Raw genomic sequence first — 18,477 nt, forward strand, 5'->3', positions numbered from 1 at the left:
TAACGATTAAAATCTAAAGTGAGAGAATGCTTTATTTGCTTCAGCCATTTTATGAGTATCTACTCTTTTCTTAACAGCAGCTCCTTCTTCTTTTTCTGCAGCTATAATTTCTGCAGCAAGTTTCTGAGCCATAGATTTCTCATTTCTTTTACGTGAAAATTGAATCAACCACTTCATAGCAGTAGATATTTTACGATCTGGCCTGATTGGATTAGGAATCTGAAAAGTAGCTCCTCCTACACGACGGCTTCGCACCTCTACGTGTGGCATTACATTAGATAAAGCATCTTTCCAAATTTCTAAAGACGTTTTTTCGTCATTTTGTTTTTTCTCTTCTACGATATCAATTGCATCATAGAATATTTTAAAAGCTGTCGATTTCTTTCCATCCCACATCATCATGTTCACAAAACGTGTAACTAATTGATCGTTAAAACGTGGATCTGGCAAAATCGGTCTTTTTTTAGCCTTTCTTTTTCTCATGTCTTCTTCTTAAAGTTTTTTGATTACTTCTTAGGGCGTTTAGCACCGTACTTAGATCTACGTTGTGTTCTTCCTTCTACACCTGCGGTGTCTAAAGCTCCACGAACAATGTGATATCTAACTCCTGGTAAATCTTTTACCCTTCCACCTCTAACTAATACTATCGAGTGCTCCTGGAGGTTATGACCTTCACCACCGATGTACGCATTTACTTCTTTACCATTTGTTAACCTAACACGAGCTACTTTACGCATAGCTGAATTTGGTTTTTTTGGTGTAGTAGTATAAACACGTGTACAAACACCGCGGCGTTGCGGGCACGAATCCAAAGCAGCCGATTTACTCTTCTTAGTTATTTTGGCTCTACCTTTTCTTACTAATTGTGAAATTGTTGGCATAATTTGCTTTACACTATTATTAAAAATTTAAAAAATATCCCTTTTAAAGGGCTGCAAAGGTAGAAATATTTTCGAGCAAATCAAATCCTAAGGGATTAATTTTTATTCCTTTATATATATCACCCGAAATAAACAAGGCGAAACAGTAATCTCACCAAACAAACCACCACAAAAAACTTCTGAATTAATTTAAACTGAAGACAAACATAGCACTATAATATACGATTACAACATCTTATTATATATTAAGGTATATATTTAACTAATCATACTAACCTTATAATAGCTACACTTTAAATTACTACAACTTATCCTTTGTCTAAAAAAACACTTATTCAATTGCAACATAAACTCCCTATATTTTGTATCCTTATATATACTATAACCAAACTTAAACACTTATTACCTCCAAATCAAAAGAACTCTTCTATACAACACCAAGCTTTTATAGTTTGCTACTCAAAAGAACACTCCTCTACATTATATATAATAGAAAGTAGAGAATTAACCAACATTATTCTATTTATTTAGCACCCAAAAACACGTTAAATAATTTATAGCATACATAAACCAAGAACTATGCGCGTTTAGAATTTGATAATTTTTCAAAACACTAAAAAACAAGAATATCTGTCTATTTTTAGAATCGCAAATAGAAAACACCCCTACTATTTTAAGACATCATACGGCTCACCTAGCCCTATAAAACAAAATTAAATAAAGCTTTTTTACACAAACAAGAACTCATGTCAGAAAGCTCTTATATTTTTATATCACTATTCAAACAAGGTTCAAATCTGAAGAAGCTTATATCAACTCCTTATTACAAACGACCAAAGAAGTTGTTCATTATGTGATACTTAATAATAACAAAAGCATAAAAATCTTACAAACACCTCCCATTCCTCCTACAGCAACACCTAACAATTTTGGATACATCACGATAGCTGCAATTTAAATTTTAATAACAAAAAGTTGTTTTATAAAGATATTATTATGATTTTTGGAACTGGCTAATTCAAATAAATTGTAAAATGAGAACAAAGTTTAGTGGAATTCTAACGCTATTACTAGCGTTTGTTGTGCAATTCACTTTTGCACAAGAAAAAACAGTTTCAGGAACTGTGACCGATGATAAAGGGTTACCTCTTCCTGGGGTTAATGTTGTTGTAAAAAATACAGCAAGTGGTACTCAAACTGATTTTGATGGGAACTATTCCCTTCAAGCGAATCGGGGAGGAGTACTTTCTTTCAGTTATGTCGGATTCGACACGAAAGAAGTAGTAATTGGGGACGGTAACTCAATTAATGTTCAATTATCTGCTTCTGCTTCAGAGCTAGAAGAGGTTATCGTAACTGCAAGAGGTATTAAGGCTAAACCAAGGTCTTTAAGTTATGCCATTGCTACAGTTGCAGATGATGAAATTGAAAACACTGGAGAGGTTAACTTAGTAAGTTCCTTAACAGCGAAAGCTCCTGGGGTTTCAGTTGTTTCGTCTTCAGGTGCTGTTGGAGCATCGGCGAACATAAGAATTCGTGGTAATACTTCTATCACAAGAAGTAACTCTCCTCTTTTTATTGTTGATGGTGTACCAATTGACAATTCAAGTGTTGGTAATGCAACAGGAGGAACTGCAAACTCTAACAGAGCTATTGATATCAACCAAAATGATATCGAAAGCATATCTATCCTTAAAGGTATTGCTGCACAAACATTATATGGTTTAAGAGCTGCAAATGGTGTTGTTATAATTACTACCAAAAAAGGTAAAAGTGGTGCTCCTACTGTTTCTATCAACTCAACTGTACAGGTAAGTGAGATTACTCAAACACCTGATTTACAAAAACAGTATGCTCAAGGTAGACCTGTAGGTGGTGTTGCTACTCACAGAGGACCTGAGACTCGTGAAGGATTTAGCTGGGGTCCAGCAATTTCTAGCTTAGAGTTCGATGGTGATTCTTCATATTCTTTTAGTAGATTTGGTAGATTAGTACCTGCAGGAACAGGAAGTGGTCGTGCGGCAGAAGCGTATGATAATGTAGATAACTTTTTTGTAAAAGGGTTATTAACTGACTTGAATGTATCTGTAAGAGGTGGAACTGAAACTGTAAGATATTATTTATCTGCGGGTAAATTAGATCAAACAGGGGTTGCACCAACTGAAGAATTTGGAAAAAAATCTTTTAGAGCAGATATAACAGCAGATCTTTCTGATAAATTTGAAATCTCTGCAAGTGGTGCTTTTGTAAATTCTGGTGGACAAAGAGTACAAAGAGGTTCTAACATCTCTGGTATTATGTTAGGTCTATTAAGAACTACTCCTACTTTTGATAATGGTAATGGGTTGACAGGTAGAGATGCCGCTTCAAACCCACTTGCTTATCAATTACCTAATGGAACTCAAAGAAGTTATAGAGCTGGTGTATACGATAGTCCATATTGGACCGTAGCAAAAAACCCATCATTTGATGATGTAAACAGATTTACTGGTAGATTATCTTTTGAATATAGACCATTGGATTGGTTGACTTTACAAGGAAGATACTCTTATGATAGATATAGTGATATAAGAAAAGCTGGAGAAGATATCAATTCTGCTAACAATCCTGGAGGTAGAGTATTTGATGATAATATTTTCAATGAAGATATTACAACTAACTTCATGGCATTATTTAATAAAGACATATCTGAAACAATTACGTTTAATGCGATACTTGGATATGAAAATTATAATACTGATTACTTAAGAAGAAGTGTTCAAGGAGATGGTATGACTGTACCTGGATTCTTTGATGTATCAAATACAGCTGCTCAAATTACAACTAACTCTGTATTCAGAAAGAAGTTAGACGCAGTTTTTGCTGATGCAAAATTTGGTTTCAACGAAATGTTTTTTATAAACGGTTCTGTTAGAAATGACTGGTCTTCTACTCTTCCAAAAGATAACAATGATTTCTTATCTTATAGTGCTGGTCTTAGTTTTGTTTTTAGTGAGCTTTTTGAAAGTGAACTAGTAAACTATGGAAAATTAAGAGCTTCTTATGGTAGAACTGGTAATGACGCTCCTATCTATGCTACTCAAACTTTTTATAACGCTGGAGTTGCTGGTGGTGATGGTTTCATAGGAAACAACAATTTCCCATTATTTGGATCTGTTGGTTTTGAGAGAACGGGAACTGCTGGAAGTACTAGTATAGAGCCTGAAGAAACTACAGAATTAGAATTTGGTGGAGAAATAAAATTCTTCAATTCAAGAATAGGATTAGACATTACTTATTATGACAAAGAAACAACTGGTCAAGTATTTGGAGTTGATACAGCTCCGTCTGCTGGATTTAATGGTCGTAATATTAATGCTGGTAAAATAGAAAACAACGGTATTGAAATTGGTGCAAACTTTGTACCTGTTCGTACTGATGATTTCTCTTGGAATATTGATGTAAACTGGACTACTTATGAGTCAAAAGTTATTGAACTTGCTCCTGGAGTTGAGTCATTTACTTTAGCTGGATTTACTTCGGTTTCTTCTAGAGTACTTCCTGGAGAATCTTATGGAGCAATCTTTGGAGATAAGTGGTTAAGAAATGATTCAGGCCAAGTACTTATCGACGATAATGGTTTCCCAATAGTTGATCCAACATCTGGTGTAATTGGTGATCCAATTCCAGATTGGCAAATGGGTATTAAGAACACTGTTTCTTACAAGAATCTTTCTTTAGGTTTCTTATTTGATATTAGAGAAGGTGGAGATGTATGGTGTGGTACTTGTGGTATTGTTAATTACTTTGGTGTAGGTCAAGAGACTGCTGATCTTAGAAATGTTACTGATTTCGTATTTGATGGAGTTGTACAATCTACTGGTCAACCAAACACTCAACAAGTTGCTTTAGCAGATCCTGCTGCAGGTTTAGGTGGTAACAGATGGGTAAGATATGGTTTTGGTGGAGTAGGAGAAGATAGTGTTTATGATGCATCTTGGGTTCGTCTAAGAGAAGCTTCATTAACATATAACTTTGGAGAAAAGTTATTAAATGGAACACCTCTTTCTTCTGGTTCTGTTACTGTATCAGGAAGAAACTTATGGTTAAGCACTGATTATCCTGGTGTTGACCCTGAGACTAACTTAACTGGAGCTTCTAATGGTATTGGTCTAGATTACTTTAATCAGCCTAATACAAGAAGTTATGCTGTTTCACTTAAACTTAATTTCTAAAAAAAGTAAAAATGAAAAAAACATATAAAATCAATAAGGTTTTTATTCTCATGATGGCAACAGCGATGATGTTGGTTTCGTGTGAGTATGGTACCACAAATGATGATCCTACAAGAATTAGTGGAGACGCGGTACCTACATTGGCAGTTATGCCTATAATGCAGATACAATCACATAGAAATATTACTGCAGGATTAGGACGTTTGTCTGGTATCGTAACACAACAATGGATCGGTTTTGATGCACAACAAGTAGCATATACTACATATGCCATAGGAGAAACTGATATAGAAAACTTCTGGAACAACGGGCTATATGTTGGTTCTATGAGAGATTGTGTAGATATTATAAACAGAACTAGTGATACTGAAGGAGTAAATACAAGAGGTGTTGCAAAAATATATCTTGCAGCGAATTTAGGTATGGCAACCAATTCATGGGGTGACGTTCCTTTCTCTGAAGCTTTTCAAGGAGCTGATAATTTATTCCCTAAGTATGATACTCAAGAATTCATATATTCAGAAATAATTAGATTATTAGATGAGGCTGAAACAGATTTAACTGCTACTGATCCTCTTGGAAGTATTCAAGGAAGTTTAGTATCTCTAAGTAATGCAGGTTGGATTAAAGTAGCTAATGCTTTAAAAGCACGTTACCTTATTCAACTTACAAAAAGAGATCCTCAAGCATCAACAAAGGCATTGGCTGCTATAGCTAATGCGATGGGAAGTAATGCAGATCAAGCACAATTTAACTTTGAGGATTCTCAAAATGGTGGTAATGCATTAGCTTTATTTGGTCAGGGAAGACCAAACACTATGATCATTGATCCTCAATTTGCTACACTTATGACAGGAGATCCAAGACAGGATTTATACATGACAGAAGATGATGGAGATTTCTTATTTTATGATGGTTCTAATGAAGATTTATTCTGGGCACAATTTGATTCTCCAGGTCTGTTAATGACTTATGCAGAACAAAAATTTATCGAAGCTGAAGCTCTTGAGCGTACAGGTGGAGATGGTACAGCTGCATTAGTAGCTGCTGTAACTGCAAATATGGAGTTTATTGGTGTACCTGCAGCTGATATTGCAACATATACTGGTGCATTAGCATTAGGAGGTACTCTTGATGCTGATATCGAGACTATTATCGGAGAGAAATACAAAGCTCTTTACGGTAACACTCCTATCGAAGTATGGAATGATTATAGAAGAACTGGATTCCCTGCTTTAACAGCAAATCCTGATGGAGCAAATGGTTTTAACCCTTCTGGTGTTATCCCAAGACGTTGGTTATATCCAATTTCTGAAAGGGTGTCTAATCCAGATTCTTTCCAAGCAGCTATTTCTGCGCAAGGAGGTCATTTATTAGACGTAGATATTTGGGCTTATAAAAACTAAGTCAAATAAATAATAAAGATTCGAAAGAGGCTATCCAATGGATAGCCTCTTTTTATTTGTCGAAAAAATAGCAATCATAATATTTAGAGCATCTCCTCTCCTTCTCTTACTCTATCAGTATCTTCTTTTATATACTTGAAATATTTTCATATGCAAAAGCAAAACAGATTCAAATAGTACGTAATCAAGATTATCTTTCATTACGAATATAAACTCTTTTCAAAAAAATACGCAATAGAAGTAATCATTAGTATATAATAGGTAAGAAGTTATTCTAGATTTCTAAAAAAAGAATAGCAATCACTCATTGTATTTGTACAAACAAAGCCGACCTATAAAAGTCGGCTTTGTTTATTCTTTGTAGCACTTTTATTCAAATAACAAATCAATTATATCATCAAATTACGCAACCATATAGAAGCAGGCAGTCTATAAGACAAATACTTTAAATAAATAACTCTAATTAAAATTAAGCTAAATGAAAACATTAACAAGAAACATACTTATTACTTTATTTATCATTTCAATGCTAGCGTGTTCAAGCGATGATGATCGAGGGATTACAGGGGTATCTGCTGGAGTGGTTGTTAAACTAGTTGATACTGAAATAACCGTATTTGACATTAACAAAGACTTAAAAATTGATATAAACAGTTTTACAAATGCCCAGGTTACTAATCTTGATGTATATAAAGGTGCGACTAAAATTGCAGATGCTGTGATTTCGGGTAATACAGCTACTTTTAATTCTTCATCACTATTACCTTTTGTTTTTCCGGGCGAAGAAGAAGGAGAAACAGTTTCATCAGGAAGCTTCGACTTAGATTTGGTATACGATATTTCTGGAGGAAATATTCCCTCTGCAATAACAGCACAAAAGCTGTCGGTAGCAAAAGTCATTACGTTAACCGATAAGGTTTCCTCTATAAAATTTAAAGATAGTGCGTCTACTAATTTGATCAAATATGTTACTTCTACCGCTGGAGTTAAGATTGATGACATTACAGTCACCTGGAGAAAAGGAGAAACAGGAACAGAAACAGATATTTCTACGGGCTTTAGTATTGACAAAGGGACAATTGATCTTAAAAACAAAGATTATATTGCTTATGGCCTTACAAAAGGAGATGTACTTATTTATTCCTTTACTGTCTCTAGCGGAACTCTTACTGATAAAGCAGAAGCTAAAATTGAAATTACACCTCAACCATTTAATGGTGGTGCAAGTGGAAATTTAAATAGTGATCTTACCAAAAACCAGATTGACCTCTTAACTGGTTCTATTTCTAAAGATGATACTTTTGCAGGAGATATTGATTTTGTCGGGCCGCAAGGGTTTGGAGCTATCAACAATACAGTTAATGGAGAAAATTACACTGTAGACATACAGTATGTAAAGCTAGGAGGTACCGGTGCATCATTTTATGACGCATACAACGACGTAGAGCAAGCTAAAGTTGATTTTGACGCAGGAACACCTTCTACCTCTGTTCAGGTTATGAAAGACGAGATTTATGTATACAAAATTGTTAGAAATATCGGAACCACAGATACTCCAGTATTAAAAAATCATTATGGAGCTATTCTTGTAGGTGATATTACAGTGATAAATGCAGGAACAAATGTTGATATTGCTCTAACATTTAAAGAAAATAGCATCATAGATTAATTCTTTCTTTATCCATACATTACATATTAGGATGCGATCCTATTGATCGCATCCTTTTTTTGTATACAATTCCTAAAACTCATTTCTATTATACTATCTTTGGCTCCTATAAATAAGCTACAAACAATTAAGGTAATGCCAATCTACCGTTATGGCAGATATAGCCTTACTATACAATAATATACTATATACAGATGAAAAACGATTCCTTAGTTTTTGGTATCAGAGCAATTATAGAAGCTATAACGTCTGGCAAGACCATCGATAAGCTTTTTATCCAAAAAGGATTACATGGTGATCTGGCTAAAGAATTAATGAGCCTTGTAAGGAAACAGAATATTACTATTAACTATGTTCCTGTAGAAAAATTGAACAGATTAACCCGTAGCAATCATCAAGGTGCTGTTGCCTATACCTCTCCTATCGATTTTTATGATCTCGAAAATCTTGTCATGAATGTTATTGAATCTGGAGAAACTCCTTTATTTTTAATTCTCGATCAACTTTCTGATGTTCGTAATTTTGGAGCTATTATCAGAACTGCAGAATGTACAGGTGTACATGGCATTATCATTCAGAAAAAAGGAGGAGCACCTGTTAATGCCGATACTGTAAAAACTTCTGCTGGTGCGGTATTCAAGATCCCAATATGCAAGGTAGATCATATAAAAGATGCCATGTTTTATTTACAAGGCTCTGGTGTTCAGATAGTAGCTGCTACAGAAAAAGCCAACACCACTATTTATGATACAAATCTAACTATTCCTACCGCCATCATTATGGGAAGTGAAGGTAAAGGTATTTCTCAATCTGTATTAAAACTGGTAGATCAACAGGCTAAACTACCAATGTATGGAGATATTGCCTCATTAAACGTATCTGTAGCTTGTGGTGTGTTTTTATATGAAATTATAAGACAAAGGCTATAATACTGATTATTCTTCTTCAGGTCTATCTGTATTAGGTTTATATTCGTATATAATACTAATCTCATCATCCAAATCTTTCTGAGGCAGGTTTTCAATAAAATTACCATTCTCATCAAAATGTCTTAGAAATTCATCTTCTTCAGGATCATAATGGTCAGATTCCCAGATGTATTTTTTTGGTCGTACTACTCCTTTTTTGATAAAAAATGCTAACACAGCCCCAGATAGTATACCTGATAAATGTCCTTCCCATGAGATTTTAGGGTCTATAGGCAGTACATACATTACCATGCTTCCGTAAATAAAAACTACAACAAAGGATAATGCAATTAATCTAAAGTGTTTGGCAAAAATCCCTTTAAAAAATAAAAAACCAAAAAGCATATAAATTACACCACTTGCTCCGATATGATTCGCTGGCCGACCTAATAACCAGGTTAAAAAGCCCGTAAGAAAAACTCCTATACATAATACTTTCCAAGCGTTATTTTGATAGAAAAAGAAGAGTGCAGCCGATAAAATCAATAATGGTAAAGTATTATGCCATAAATGGGTGATATCGGCATGGATAAAAGGAGAGAATAGTATTCCTCTTAATCCAATCATTGTTCTAGGAAGTACTCCAAAATGATTGAAACTTAAGTCAAAACGAATTTCAAACCAAAAAACGATCCAAATAAGTAACACAAACAACAATGGATATCCTACTACCCCCGTATTAAACTTAAAATGAGTCTCTTTTTCTTGCATAGTAATAAGAATATATCAAAAAAAAGTCCAAAACAAAAAGTTCGGTTAAAATGTCAGGTGTATCCTATATTTTATTCTAAGTCTGTAGATTTATAATAATTATACTATCTACAAGAAATGTTTTTAGAAAAAACATTTCTTAATCTATTACATATCTAATATTTGAGCTCAAAATTCTATAAAAGCTTGTATTTTTACACTTATGAACAAACCACTTGCAGAACGAATACGTCCAACATCCTTAGAACAGTACCTAAGCCAAGAACACCTGATTGGTGATGATGGTTCTCTGACCCAGCAAATCAAAAGAGGGCTTATCCCCTCTCTAATACTTTGGGGTCCACCAGGAGTGGGAAAAACGACATTAGCCAATATCATCGCTAACGAATCAGAAAGACCCTTCTACACTCTTAGTGCTATTAACAGTGGTGTTAAAGAAGTAAGAGAGGTAATAGATAAGGCTAAACAAAGTGGAGGTTTGTTTACCGCCAAAAACCCTATCCTGTTTATTGATGAAATTCATCGTTTTAGCAAATCACAACAAGATTCTTTATTAGGTGCAGTCGAGAAAGGATGGATTACCCTTATTGGGGCTACTACAGAAAACCCAAGTTTTGAAGTCATACCTGCACTCTTGTCTCGTTGTCAAGTGTATACACTTAATCCTTTTGGCAAGAAAGAATTAGAAGCATTACTCAATAGAGCTATGCAAGAAGATGAACATTTAAAATCTAAAGAAATAGTGCTTAAGGAAACAGAATCTCTACTAAGGTTAAGTGGTGGAGATGCTCGTAAGCTTTTAAATATTTTCGAATTAATAGTTTCTAGTCAGGATCAGGAACCTATTACAATTACTAATGACCTGGTTTCAAAATTAGTACAACAAAATACGGTACGATATGACAAAACCGGAGAGCAGCATTATGATATTATCTCTGCTTTTATTAAATCTATTAGAGGAAGCGACCCTAATGCTGCCGTATATTGGCTTGCACGTATGATTGAAGGTGGCGAAGATCTTAAATTTATTGCCAGAAGGCTAATTATATTGGCTTCTGAAGATATCGGAAACGCTAATCCAACTGCCTTGATTTTAGCAAATAATTCATTTCAGGCCGTTAATACCATTGGTTATCCCGAAGCTAGGATTATATTAAGCCAGTGTACGGTTTATCTTGCTTCTTCACCTAAAAGTAATGCATCTTATATGGCTATAAATAAAGCTCAGCAATTGGTAAAACAAACAGGAGATTTATCTATTCCATTACATATAAGAAATGCTCCTACCAAATTAATGAAAGAATTAGGATATGGTGAAGATTACAAATATGCCCATAATCATAAAGACAATTTTGTAAAACAAGAATTTCTTCCTGATGAGATTGCCAACACAAAATTATATGACCCGGGAAATAACCAGCGTGAAAACTCATTTAGAACATTTCTTAAATCAAGATGGGGAGATAAATATGAGTATTAACTCTTCTTTTATCTCCCCATTGTATAATTTTTCCTTTTAAAAAAGGAATGATTAAATTTTACTGTCTAGCAAAAGTATCTGTAATAAGCTTATTGGTTGCTGGATTAATACGCTCTAATATAAAATTACCATACCCATCAAAATACCCATTACCACTTAGATCTCCTGCTTGAACTATATAATTTTTTCCGCCTCCCGATTTAAAAATTTTCCCTATCGAGGTTTGCTTTTCTTCACTTTTAAATATCTCATATCCATAATCTTGTTTTTTGAACATGAAACTTACATCATTAAAAATGTATGTAATAGAATTTTCTGATGGAGATGTAGCCTCTACAATTTCTTTCACTTCTTCTTTAGTTTGTATAGGCTCTTCTTTTTTAACACTCGGTGTTTTAACAACTTCTTTTTTTACAATCTCTTCTTCTTTATCACCACTATATGTATAGTTAAGCGCCTCTACCGAGGTAAAAGTATTTCTAAGTGCTTCATGATATGCCTCCTTAAACTCTTTTTTCCTACTCTTTCCTTCTACCGATGTAAATACAACACTACCATTACAATCTGTTAATTCTAATGTTAGCCTTGTTAAAAACACACCGGATCTTTTTTTTACATGAGCTCTTAGAGCCTTACAACCATTAGTCTTAAGATCTTCTGGGAAATTTTCTTCTTTTATATAGGCCTCAAAGCCATACTTTGTCAATAAAAATTTAGTGAGTGAATTAAGCTGATACCTATCCTCTCCTTTTAAAAAATTATAGCTATTGGGCACTATGACATACTTATACTCATTGATATTTTTTTGAGCATTTACACTTAACGTAGAAATTAAAACAATCCCTAAAAACAAAATACGTAACATATCTATCACATTATGACATTAAAACCTAGTTGTACAGAAGTACCTCTTGCTTTTGCAAGGTTAGTATATTCTAACAAATTATTAGCCGAAATATAAAAATTAATTTTATTAATATGAATAGATGTAAGAAATCCTATATTATAATATGAATAATCATCAATAGTATATGTAAGTTTTGTTCTTAAAAAATTAAAAAAACGTTTATAATAAAACAATGAAGCTGCATATTGAGGTCTTTTGGGTCTAAATTGAGTAAATAACTGTACCCCTATAGCATCCATGTATGGAGGTTTTTCTCCCTCAATATAACAATCACATGTACCATCATCATATCGGTTAAAAGAATATCTAACAGAGCTGTTTAATTTTAAAGGGCGCATCGTTATATAAGTTGTACTTAATGTATCAAGCGGGACAGCTTCTTCTAGTTCATCTAAAAAATTCTGAGCATCCTGACCAGAAAACTGAATTGGTGTTTCAAAGCCTTCAAAAACATAATTACCTCGTGCTCGATAGGTTTCTACATCTTTAGTATACAATATCATCCCTAAATCATTTGCACTTCCTGTAATAGCCAGTTGTTCATTTATTTTATGAGTAAACCCTATATCTACACCAAGTCCCAGGTTTCCTCCCAAAAAAGCTCTTCCTATTAGTTTATTAACGATATCTTTTCCTTCTTTATCTTTAAGAGAAGCATACCCAGATGTTCTAACAGTAACATCTGCATTACTAATGACATGTTGATAAACATTATTTCCTGCTGGGGTTTCTACAGTGGTAAAAGTTCCTTTGTTTTTAGCACTACGAATATGAAACATACTGGAATATAATTTGGCTCTGGCTCCAAAAGTTAACTTCTTATTTACCTTCTTTGTGTATCCAAAATGAAATGTAGTTAACAATTCTACAGATCCATTTATAGTAGAAAAACGAAACGGTTGATTAAGGAAATCCTGATTCCCTTGATAAGCAAGAACCACAAAGTCTTTCGGAAAATACCCTATAACATCTAATTCCTGATAGATTCCTCCAGAGAAATACATCTTTTTATTTTTTTTGCTTTCCCATCCAAAACTAATAAGTTCTAATTGCTGCGTAAGAGTTAAATAATCATTGCTTGTAAGCGTATTAAGTGTATTTTCTATTTTATCATTAATATCTCTTCCATCATCTGCAAAAACATCATAGATAGAGGCTCCTCTTAACCCTGCATTTATATGAAACTGTGATAAAAAAGGCACTCCTGCATGGTAATCAAAATTTATATCAGCTCCAGGATTAAGAAGTAAAGACTGAGGAAGGTCTGTGAAATCGTATAAGGTTTCTTTATTTTGAGAATACCCCAAGCATCCCCACAGACCTATAAAGAATATAATAATTCTCATAGTTCGTAATTAAAAAAGTAAGTTCCTTTGGATCGTAATTCAAGAATCCCTCGTAAACTACTATTAATATTTTGTACTCTCATTGAAGAAATAAGTCGTGTAGCATCTCTCAAAACATCAATGTCTGCAGTGTTGAGAATGATAACCTCTCTTGTAACAATGGGATCTGTACCTTCTCCGTTTCCAGAATTGGCAGTCATACTATATAAAGGGCCAATTCGCTGGTTATTATCGTTTAAAAACCCCAAATCAAATTCAAAATCACGCTCTATAGTATTGGTAAACTCAAAAGTTAATTCCACTCTTTCTAAATTATCTACTACAAAATCGGTTCCTAAAAGGTCATAGTCCAAAGTGTCATTTACAATTACTTCTGGAATAACAATCACAGGATCTATATTAGAATCTATAAATTGGCTTGTATCAAATCGAGAATACACAAAATCAACCTCATAGACCGGAGTAAGCACAACGTTTTCTGCCTGATCAAAATCTACGTCTTTTACACAAGAAATTAATGGCATCAATATGCAGATAGTGCATAGTAATACATAAACTTTTTTTACTTTCATTTTGCAGGGAATTACAAAAAGTTAAGACAAATTCTTAAATTATTCATATCATTATCTTGTCTTAATTTCCTTTACTTCTAAGATTCACTTTATGACCTTCAATTATAACAACAGTATAAGTTACAAATACCCTATTTTCAAATTGTTAATTTATTTTGTGTTTTAAAGGATATAATTTAGAGCACTTAGTAATCACTGTTTAAGCTACTAAAAAATTTCTAGAATTGTACATGAATTGAAATAAATTACAAATATTTATCTCCTAAAGATACTTTTTAATCTGTTTTAATTCGGAAACTTGAATATTATGCGCTGGCAATTCTTCTTTATGATAATTAAAGCATATAGTTTTTAAGCCTACTGCCTCTGCTCCCAATATATCTGCTTCATAATTATCACCTATCATCATACTACTATCAAGTTTTGCACCAGATTTTTGTATTGCTTGTTCAAAAATAAATGGATTGGGTTTTTTAACGCCTGCTTCTTCACTATCTGTTATTGTTTTAAAATAATGTAGTATTCCAGAATTTGATAGTTTCCTGTTTTGTACTTCTTTAAAACCATTGGTAATGATATGTAAATCATATTTTGGATTAAGATACTCTAATAAATCCTGGGTTCCATCAATCAAATAGTTATGAAGCGGTAGAAAATTGATATAATCATCAGACATTTCATCTATAATTTCTAGAGAAAATGATATGTCAAGATGTGTAAAGGCTTCTGTAAGTCTACTTCTGCGAAGTTGTTTTTTACTTACTTTCTCTTCTCTGTATAATTTCCAATACTTCATATTAATGGGCTGATATACAGCCAGGAAATCTTCAATTTTCGTATTGATATTAAATTTATCGAAAATCATCTTAAATGCTAAAGAAGAGTTCCTGTCAAAATCCCAAAGGGTGTGATCTAGATCAAAAAATATATGTTTTACCGTACTATTCATCTTCTGTTGTCCAAATAAATTCTAAAATCGATTTCCAAAAAGGTTCATTTTGCAAATCACTAAACAATGTGTTACTAAAAACCGGAATAAAAATCCCATTTACCTTTTTTACTTTATCCATATATATGCTAATTTCTTTTCTTGCCGACATTAGATCATTAATATCTTCTCTATCACCCTGACTGGCAAAACAAAAAGAATACACCACTAAAGGAGTTTGCACCTCATAATCAAGATCATAAAACATGAACGGAGAGCAAGTTCCCGCTCTAAAACCAGATTGTTTGGGATAGCCCATAGAATAATCCTCTCCTATCTCTAACTCGATAAAATTGCGATATGCTTCTGGTAATTTTATTTTAAAAAAAGAGCAGAGTGAGTATTGAAGTCTTCTATTAACAATATTCTCTATTCGTAATTTTTCCTTTTTCAAAAGTGACAGATCAGAGATAGCTTCATATGAAACTTTTAGCCCTACATCAATATAATCTGCAATATGCTTAATAATAGTATGGTGTTTTGGGCGGTTATACCCTACATTTTTTTCATATTTAGAATAATCTCCCAATCCAAATAGAGCTTTAGCTTTTCTTTTTTTCTTTTTTTGAAGTTGAATTACAAAATCAAATATATCATATGGATCTCTTTTTAATCCAATAAGCACCTTTATTCTATCTGTTAGTTTATCAAATTGTAGTTTCCACAAATCTCGAATCCCTCCTCCTATTGATCGCAAAATGCCTTTATTTTTATACACAAAAGTCTGAGCGACAGAAAAAACTGGAATAATGGTAAATTTCTTTTTCCTAAATTCGAGATCAGGGTATTTTTCTAAAAGCACTTTTTTGAATTTATATGCCCATATATCTATTACCGGATCTTGTAAAAAATCATAGATATATCCTATACTTTCTGTAGCAGGAAAACGCCCCATATTATCTTTTACATGTGGCAAATACTCCTCGTATCGGGTTAAGAGATAAAAAGTAGCTGCAAAAATATCAAACGGTAATGCAGAATCGGCATGCTTAACATCAAAAAAACATTTTGTTTCTTCCCAATCAAAAACTTGAACATCTACATCATTTAAGCCATGTTCAAAAAGCAAATCGACACTCTGAAAATAAAGTTCTTTTCCTAATGGTTGTCTTCCATACGAAAGCTTAGGGCCATCATGAGCGATAAAAGGTTCTATTTTAGATGTTAAATCAATATCCAAACCTAGTATTCGCTTACACATTTGTTTAAATGTATAGGAAACTCTTGGAGTAATTCTTTGTACGTGAATTAATAGCATATTGTTGTATTGTGAATTACGATTTATAATCCCGTAAGACTCACTTCTATATTATGGATTCGTCTGCAAAGCTAAAATAGTTTTTTTCTGTAATAACAAGATGATCCAGTAGATTGATATCTAAAGTTATCCCTGCCTGTTTTAGTTTTTGGGTTAACATTTTATCTGATTGACTAGGCATCACTACTCCACTAGGATGATTATGTCCTAATATTATTCCAGTAGCACCATATTCTAAAGCAGATCTAAAAACGATTCGGGCATCTACCAAAGTTCCTGTCTTTCCTCCAACACTTATTTGCTTTTTCTGAATTACTTTATTTGCATTATTCAGAAACAGCACCCAAAATTCTTCATGCTCAAGGTCTCCCATGATAGGGTGAAAAAGATGAAATGCATCTTTACTACATGTAATTTTTGGTATTACAGCTACATTTTCATCTCTTCGTCTTCTTCCTAGCTCTAAACCGGCAACAATAGTTATCGCTTTAGCTTCACCAATTCCTTTAAAATTCATCAATTGTTTCACAGATAATTTTCCCAACGCATTAATTTCATGATCTACACTAGCCAAAATACGCTTACTTAATGCAACGGCACTTTCTTCGCGATTACCCGAACCAATGAGTATTGCAATCAGTTCTGCATCTGTTAATGCGTTCTTCCCTTTAGCGATTAATTTCTCTCTTGGACGATCATTTTCACTCCATTCCTTGATAGAAAATGAAGAATTTAATTTACTCATATGACAAGTTTAACAATTAAAAATAGTTGGTAAATCCTATCTGTAAGTATAAACTATTTATCTCAATTACAACAACTTATTCCCGAATTAATATCACTATATTAACACTTCATTTGTTGTCAAATTGCATTATTTTACTATATATATTTGTTTGAAAATGAAAGTTTTACTATATTTGGTCACCCTTAATCCAAAAATGAATATTTTAACACCTTCAAATGAACCTATTTATGAAGAATATTTTTACTTTCGTTTTACTTCTTGCAACTGTGAGTTTCTATGGGCAGGATAAGAAGATTTCGTTTCTTAATTTAGTAGGAAATAACATACAGGTCCCTAAAGGATGCCAAGCACAATCTGAATATGAGCTGCAAGCTTGTGATGGAACATCTATAAAATGGGATTATTATAATGATGACATGTTATCTGCAGTTTTTGATGCTACAATAAGTGCATTTGCAGAAAGTAATAGTTCAAAAACAGAAGTAACTTTTACTTCTTTTGGTGCCCAATTAAAAGGATATAAATTTAAGATGGGTACTACTTTCCAATATTTTTTGAAAGGAACAATTAAAGATCAACCGTTAATGATCAATTTGGGTACTCCAAAAGATATTGCAAATAATGATGATCTAGATGGGTTTCTAAGTCTTTTCTTTGATGAGGTAAGTTAAAAAAACATATATATAATATTCTATAAAGGCTAATCATATGATTAGCCTTTATTTTTTTAGTCTAAAAAATGGTATTTTTGAGTACACCGCCTAAAAAAACTTATTATGAAATCTCTACTCGATCCAGTCGTACATAATGAGATAGAAAATCGCATAAACAAATTATCCGTTACCAGTAGTGCTATCTGGGGAAAAATGAATGTTTCGCAAATGTTTCATCATTGTCAATTTCCATTAAAAATTGCTTTAAAAAAAGATCATCCCAAACTTAAACCCAATATATTGGCAAAGCTACTCTTCAAAAAATCTATGTATAATGATAAACCATGGAGAAAAAACTTGCCAACGCATTCAAAACTAAAAGTAGTTGAGCAAAAAGATTTTGAAACCGAGAAAGAAAAAATTTTACATCTTGTAACCGAATTTTCTAACCAAAGGGATAAAAAAGAATGGGAACCTCATCCAATATTCGGAAAATTCACTAATAAACAGTGGGGACAGTTACAATATAAACATCTCGACCACCATCTTCAACAGTTTAATACATAACTCCTAAAATACTAGTATAAAAAAGCATTATCCAGAAGTGCTAAACCATGAGTTGTTAATCAATCCAACCCAAAAAAGTATAGAAAATTTACTATCAAGTCTATTGAAA

Annotated in this window: 16 protein-coding genes; 7 read left to right on the forward strand and 9 right to left on the reverse strand. The window is 33.1% G+C overall.

Features of this window, described 5'->3' with window-relative positions; all coding sequences use genetic code 11:
• Nucleotides 1-6: 6 nt before the first annotated feature.
• Complete coding sequence (gene rpsG / locus NNL09_RS01130) at nucleotides 7-483, reverse strand: 30S ribosomal protein S7 (protein WP_024770882.1); 477 nt, start codon at nucleotides 481-483, stop codon at nucleotides 7-9.
• A 23-nt stretch (nucleotides 484-506) separates the two neighbouring features.
• Entirely contained in the window at nucleotides 507-881 is a 375-nt protein-coding gene (gene rpsL / locus NNL09_RS01135) for a 30S ribosomal protein S12 (RefSeq protein ID WP_024770883.1), read from the reverse strand.
• Between the two features lie 1,034 nt (nucleotides 882-1,915).
• Between rpsL and NNL09_RS01140 the strand changes: the two genes are divergently transcribed.
• The 4 genes from NNL09_RS01140 to rlmB all read left to right on the forward strand — a co-directional run bounded on the left by NNL09_RS01140 (nucleotide 1,916) and on the right by rlmB (nucleotide 9,099).
• Nucleotides 1,916-5,095 (forward strand): SusC/RagA family TonB-linked outer membrane protein, encoded by a 3,180-nt coding sequence (locus NNL09_RS01140; protein WP_196910658.1) that lies wholly within the window; start codon nucleotides 1,916-1,918, stop codon nucleotides 5,093-5,095.
• An 11-nt stretch (nucleotides 5,096-5,106) separates the two neighbouring features.
• Entirely contained in the window at nucleotides 5,107-6,501 is a 1,395-nt protein-coding gene (locus tag NNL09_RS01145; RefSeq protein WP_196910659.1) for a SusD/RagB family nutrient-binding outer membrane lipoprotein, read from the forward strand.
• 478 nt (nucleotides 6,502-6,979) lie between these two features.
• Nucleotides 6,980-8,170, forward strand: coding sequence for a hypothetical protein (locus NNL09_RS01150; protein ID WP_196910660.1), 1,191 nt, complete (start codon nucleotides 6,980-6,982; stop codon nucleotides 8,168-8,170).
• Nucleotides 8,171-8,364: 194 nt separating this feature from the next.
• Nucleotides 8,365-9,099 (forward strand): 23S rRNA (guanosine(2251)-2'-O)-methyltransferase RlmB, encoded by a 735-nt coding sequence (gene rlmB / locus NNL09_RS01155; RefSeq protein ID WP_196910661.1) that lies wholly within the window; start codon nucleotides 8,365-8,367, stop codon nucleotides 9,097-9,099.
• 6 nt (nucleotides 9,100-9,105) lie between these two features.
• Here rlmB and NNL09_RS01160 read toward each other — a convergent pair whose 3' ends face one another.
• Nucleotides 9,106-9,849: a rhomboid family intramembrane serine protease gene (locus NNL09_RS01160; RefSeq protein WP_196910662.1), complete on the reverse strand. Its 744-nt coding sequence runs from the start codon at nucleotides 9,847-9,849 to the stop codon at nucleotides 9,106-9,108.
• A 202-nt stretch (nucleotides 9,850-10,051) separates the two neighbouring features.
• Here NNL09_RS01160 and NNL09_RS01165 point away from each other — a divergent pair, with 202 nt between their 5' ends.
• Nucleotides 10,052-11,329: a replication-associated recombination protein A gene (locus NNL09_RS01165; RefSeq protein WP_025666440.1), complete on the forward strand. Its 1,278-nt coding sequence runs from the start codon at nucleotides 10,052-10,054 to the stop codon at nucleotides 11,327-11,329.
• Nucleotides 11,330-11,387: 58 nt separating this feature from the next.
• Here the strand turns inward: NNL09_RS01165 and NNL09_RS01170 are convergent, their stop codons facing one another.
• The 6 genes from NNL09_RS01170 to radC all read right to left on the reverse strand — a co-directional run bounded on the left by NNL09_RS01170 (nucleotide 11,388) and on the right by radC (nucleotide 17,145).
• Nucleotides 11,388-12,194: a hypothetical protein gene (locus tag NNL09_RS01170; RefSeq protein ID WP_196910663.1), complete on the reverse strand. Its 807-nt coding sequence runs from the start codon at nucleotides 12,192-12,194 to the stop codon at nucleotides 11,388-11,390.
• 5 nt (nucleotides 12,195-12,199) lie between these two features.
• Nucleotides 12,200-13,582, reverse strand: a complete 1,383-nt coding sequence (locus tag NNL09_RS01175; protein ID WP_025666438.1) for a DUF5723 family protein — start codon at nucleotides 13,580-13,582, stop codon at nucleotides 12,200-12,202.
• A complete protein-coding gene (locus NNL09_RS01180) occupies nucleotides 13,579-14,154 on the reverse strand; it encodes a hypothetical protein (RefSeq protein WP_196910664.1) in 576 nt (191 codons plus the stop codon). Before NNL09_RS01180 ends, NNL09_RS01175 begins: the two co-directional genes overlap by 4 nt.
• Nucleotides 14,155-14,416: 262 nt before the next feature.
• A complete protein-coding gene (locus NNL09_RS01185; RefSeq protein WP_196910665.1) occupies nucleotides 14,417-15,103 on the reverse strand; it encodes a YjjG family noncanonical pyrimidine nucleotidase in 687 nt (228 codons plus the stop codon).
• Nucleotides 15,096-16,400, reverse strand: a complete 1,305-nt coding sequence (locus NNL09_RS01190; protein WP_196910666.1) for a hypothetical protein — start codon at nucleotides 16,398-16,400, stop codon at nucleotides 15,096-15,098. Before NNL09_RS01190 ends, NNL09_RS01185 begins: the two co-directional genes overlap by 8 nt.
• Before the next feature lie 46 nt (nucleotides 16,401-16,446).
• Complete coding sequence (gene radC / locus NNL09_RS01195) at nucleotides 16,447-17,145, reverse strand: DNA repair protein RadC (protein WP_025666434.1); 699 nt, start codon at nucleotides 17,143-17,145, stop codon at nucleotides 16,447-16,449.
• 230 nt (nucleotides 17,146-17,375) lie between these two features.
• On the opposite strand from radC, the gene NNL09_RS01200 reads away from it, so the two are divergent.
• Both NNL09_RS01200 and NNL09_RS01205 read left to right on the forward strand, forming a co-directional pair.
• Nucleotides 17,376-17,819: a hypothetical protein gene (locus NNL09_RS01200; RefSeq protein WP_025666433.1), complete on the forward strand. Its 444-nt coding sequence runs from the start codon at nucleotides 17,376-17,378 to the stop codon at nucleotides 17,817-17,819.
• A gap of 105 nt (nucleotides 17,820-17,924) precedes the next feature.
• Complete coding sequence (locus tag NNL09_RS01205; RefSeq protein WP_196910667.1) at nucleotides 17,925-18,368, forward strand: DUF1569 domain-containing protein; 444 nt, start codon at nucleotides 17,925-17,927, stop codon at nucleotides 18,366-18,368.
• Nucleotides 18,369-18,477: the final 109 nt, after the last annotated feature.

It is taken from the genome of Aquimarina sp. EL_43 (genome assembly GCF_943422735.1).
In the GTDB taxonomy this organism is placed as follows: Bacteria; Bacteroidota; Bacteroidia; order Flavobacteriales; family Flavobacteriaceae; genus Aquimarina; species Aquimarina megaterium.

Coding starts and splice junctions, on each gene's coding strand:
- NNL09_RS01185 (WP_196910665.1), bottom strand. CDS start 15,103: ATGAATAGTACGGTAAAACATATATTTTTTGATCTAGATCACACCCTT.
- NNL09_RS01190 (WP_196910666.1), bottom strand. CDS start 16,400: ATGCTATTAATTCACGTACAAAGAATTACTCCAAGAGTTTCCTATACA.
- NNL09_RS01165 (WP_025666440.1), top strand. CDS start 10,052: ATGAACAAACCACTTGCAGAACGAATACGTCCAACATCCTTAGAACAG.
- NNL09_RS01140 (WP_196910658.1), top strand. CDS start 1,916: ATGAGAACAAAGTTTAGTGGAATTCTAACGCTATTACTAGCGTTTGTT.
- rpsL (WP_024770883.1), bottom strand. CDS start 881: ATGCCAACAATTTCACAATTAGTAAGAAAAGGTAGAGCCAAAATAACT.
- NNL09_RS01180 (WP_196910664.1), bottom strand. CDS start 14,154: ATGAAAGTAAAAAAAGTTTATGTATTACTATGCACTATCTGCATATTG.
- rpsG (WP_024770882.1), bottom strand. CDS start 483: ATGAGAAAAAGAAAGGCTAAAAAAAGACCGATTTTGCCAGATCCACGT.
- radC (WP_025666434.1), bottom strand. CDS start 17,145: ATGAGTAAATTAAATTCTTCATTTTCTATCAAGGAATGGAGTGAAAAT.
- NNL09_RS01175 (WP_025666438.1), bottom strand. CDS start 13,582: ATGAGAATTATTATATTCTTTATAGGTCTGTGGGGATGCTTGGGGTAT.
- NNL09_RS01145 (WP_196910659.1), top strand. CDS start 5,107: ATGAAAAAAACATATAAAATCAATAAGGTTTTTATTCTCATGATGGCA.
- NNL09_RS01205 (WP_196910667.1), top strand. CDS start 17,925: ATGAAATCTCTACTCGATCCAGTCGTACATAATGAGATAGAAAATCGC.
- NNL09_RS01200 (WP_025666433.1), top strand. CDS start 17,376: ATGAAGAATATTTTTACTTTCGTTTTACTTCTTGCAACTGTGAGTTTC.
- rlmB (WP_196910661.1), top strand. CDS start 8,365: ATGAAAAACGATTCCTTAGTTTTTGGTATCAGAGCAATTATAGAAGCT.
- NNL09_RS01150 (WP_196910660.1), top strand. CDS start 6,980: ATGAAAACATTAACAAGAAACATACTTATTACTTTATTTATCATTTCA.
- NNL09_RS01160 (WP_196910662.1), bottom strand. CDS start 9,849: ATGCAAGAAAAAGAGACTCATTTTAAGTTTAATACGGGGGTAGTAGGA.
- NNL09_RS01170 (WP_196910663.1), bottom strand. CDS start 12,194: ATGTTACGTATTTTGTTTTTAGGGATTGTTTTAATTTCTACGTTAAGT.